This is a genomic window from Clostridium sp. (genome assembly GCF_032552055.1).
Classification (GTDB): Bacteria; Bacillota; Clostridia; order Clostridiales; family Clostridiaceae; genus Clostridium.
This window is the reverse complement of record NZ_JAWGSV010000331.1, coordinates 1-2,802: the sequence shown is the minus strand read 5'-3', so window position 1 is coordinate 2,802 and position 2,802 is coordinate 1. Positions and strand designations below refer to the sequence as shown.

Annotated in this window: 3 protein-coding genes; 1 reads left to right on the top strand and 2 read right to left on the bottom strand. The window is 26.3% G+C overall.

Features of this window, described 5'->3' with window-relative positions; all coding sequences use genetic code 11:
* The first annotated feature begins 197 nt into the window (after positions 1 to 197).
* Positions 198 to 377, top strand: coding sequence for a hypothetical protein (locus E6248_RS15045; protein WP_316341589.1), 180 nt, complete (start codon positions 198 to 200; stop codon positions 375 to 377).
* A 79-nt stretch (positions 378 to 456) separates the two neighbouring features.
* Here E6248_RS15045 and E6248_RS15040 read toward each other — a convergent pair whose 3' ends face one another.
* A complete protein-coding gene (locus E6248_RS15040) occupies positions 457 to 2,172 on the bottom strand; it encodes an ABC-ATPase domain-containing protein (protein WP_316341588.1) in 1,716 nt (571 codons plus the stop codon).
* An 11-nt stretch (positions 2,173 to 2,183) separates the two neighbouring features.
* The gene (locus E6248_RS15035) at positions 2,184 to 2,768 is read right to left on the bottom strand and encodes a DUF1836 domain-containing protein (protein WP_316341587.1); all 585 of its coding nucleotides are present in this window, start codon (positions 2,766 to 2,768) and stop codon (positions 2,184 to 2,186) included.
* Positions 2,769 to 2,802 lie beyond the last annotated feature (34 nt).

Genomic DNA, 2,802 nt, shown 5'->3' with positions numbered 1-2,802 from the left:
GTTGAATTCCATATCATTAGATATTTTTTCTTTAATAATTAGTTCCATGAAATATTAATATATTTACCTATAAGTGCTACATTAAGTATAATCAGATAACTAAAAATAATAATGTTGCCTTATGTTTTAATAACATATCTATTGAAGGTGTAGCTGAAGAAATTGGAGATTGGAAGGATTAGAAGAATAAAGAATTAATGGAACTTTATAAATCAGTACATTTAAGTTCCTTCAATGCTTATGGGCTCCTTGATGGTCAAGTTATCTATAAAGTTACTCAAAAAAAGATTAAAATGTGGAAATATATTAATGGAAAGCCTATAAGACAAAATCTCTATGTTAATGAGGAAATAGCTGAAGAATTGGATTTTATGTAAAAAGAATGAATTATCATATTATAGTAACTTATTTTTTAATAGCTCTATAATATGATAATTCATAAGGAATTTATATCTGTTATATTCTTTTTAAATTAATTTTTAAATTTCTATATCTATTGTAAGTTGCCATAATTTCTTGCTTTCTAGGTAATGACATACTTCCATTTCCACCCTTAGTTTTATCTATAGAAATTAATCCTTTTTTAGTTATTTCCTCATATGCTTTATTTACGGATCCTTCTAAGGATAAGTTTTTAATCATCATATTATCTTCTATCCACTTCATAATTGATCCTATAGCATTTAACTGTTCATTATCTACTATTTGCTCAACTGCCCTTAAGTCAATATTTTCATTATTTATATTGATGCTACTTACTCCCATAGTTTTGATCTTTACACCCTTATATGTACTTTCTATCGTTCCCTTTTGAAGTTTTCTATCAAGATTTATATCTATTAGTATATTCTTTTCTTTAATTCTCTTATTTATTTCACCTCTCATAAGGGACTTTGCTTCCATTGTAACATCTTTAACTTCATAATTATCCATTTGGATAACATAGTCTGCTACATCAAAGTAATCTCCGGAGCTACCTATAACTAAGATAGTTGAAACATCTTTTTGATTATATAGAGGTTTAACAATTTCTATAAATGGAGTTATTGGTTCTTTTTCTTTAGATACTAATTTTTGCATTAAATCATCTCTAATCATAAAATTAGTTGCTGATGTATCTTCATCAATTAATAAAACTTTTGATTTAGATTCAATAGCTTCTATTATATTAGCTGCTTGTGATGTACTTCCACTAGCATTTTCAGTAGTAAAGCTTACAGTCTCTTTTCCATTAGGAAGATTATCTATAAATAATGATATATCTGTATTTTTAATACTTCTTCCATCTTCTGCTCTTACTTTCATAGCTGAATCATCAGTAATAACTAGTTCCCTACCATCACCTTCAATATGATTATAGACTCCAAGTTCTAATGCATTTAAAAGTGTAGACTTTCCATGATATCCTCCACCAACTATTACTGTTATACCATTTTTAATTCCCATTCCTTTAACTAATCCCCTATTAGGTAAGTGAAAATCAACTTCTAAGGTTTTAGGTGACTTAAAAGGTATTGAATCTATTAATGGTCTTTGTGATACTCCACTTTCCCTTGGAAGTATTGATCCATTTGCTATAAAGGCAATTAAATCCTTTTCCTTAAGTTTTGATCTTATATATTCCTGGTCCTCAACTAATTTAATTCTATTTATTAACTTAGCTTTATTAATATTTTCATATACTAATGTATTGGTAACTATATTAGGAATAACATTGAATAAGATTTTTTCTAATTCCTTAGCTAATACTGTCCTTCCCTTAGCTGGAAACCCAACATAAAACCTTGCTTCTATATTATCTTTATTAATAACTATTGAAGTTCTTTCTAATATCTCTTGAGTGCATCTACTTATTGACATTAAACCACTTTTTCCAGATCCAAAAATCTTTTCGCTAAAATTATTAATATTAGTATAAAATAATCTAGTTAAGAAATCAGAAACAGCTACTTTCTTATATTCTTCATTAAGTAGTTCTTCTGGAAATTTAGCTTTACTTTTATTTATAATAACTCTTAATCTTGAAGGCGATGCAAAGGGATCTCCTTGAACATGATCAATGCTTAAAATGTAATCATTAAAATCATATTTATCTTGTAAATCCTTATATGTCTTATATCCTCTTCCATCTATTCTTTTTAATTCATCATTTAAATAAATAGAATTCTTCATTTATCTACTCCTTAAAATTTACTAAAATATTCGTCTATTAACTTTTCTCCCATTTTTCTATACATATTGCTCATATTTATAAATGAACATAGTAAAAGAAAATTTCTTTGGAACTCATTATCTTCATCTGACTTCTCATTTAACATCATATTTTCTATATTATTGGACTTTTCCACTATAGTTTTTTCAACATCTTGTAAATCTTCATTATGTTGTTTTAAATATAGACTATATAAATCTCTTATTGGATATTCTTCACCATCTTCAAAGGTTTTAACTATTTTATCTAATGAACTTTTTATATCACTAATTGATAATCCGCCCTTTAAGTTATATATAAGACTCATCAAGATTAAATGCTCTTTACTATACTTTTTATTTTTTATTGACATTAGTAATTTTCCCTTGGCATAATTATTTACCATAGTCTTAGTTAATGCCTTATCATCCTCCGTTCTTTTACATTCATTAAATTTGCTATCAAACAATTGAGTAACTTGATCCATATATAAATCTAATTCTGGTATTTCATCTAAAGCTAATTGATTTTGTAAGTTCAGTTCTTTAAATTTTTCTATTAATTCATTTTTATCCATCATATCCTCCATATAGTTTTACAAACTACTTATT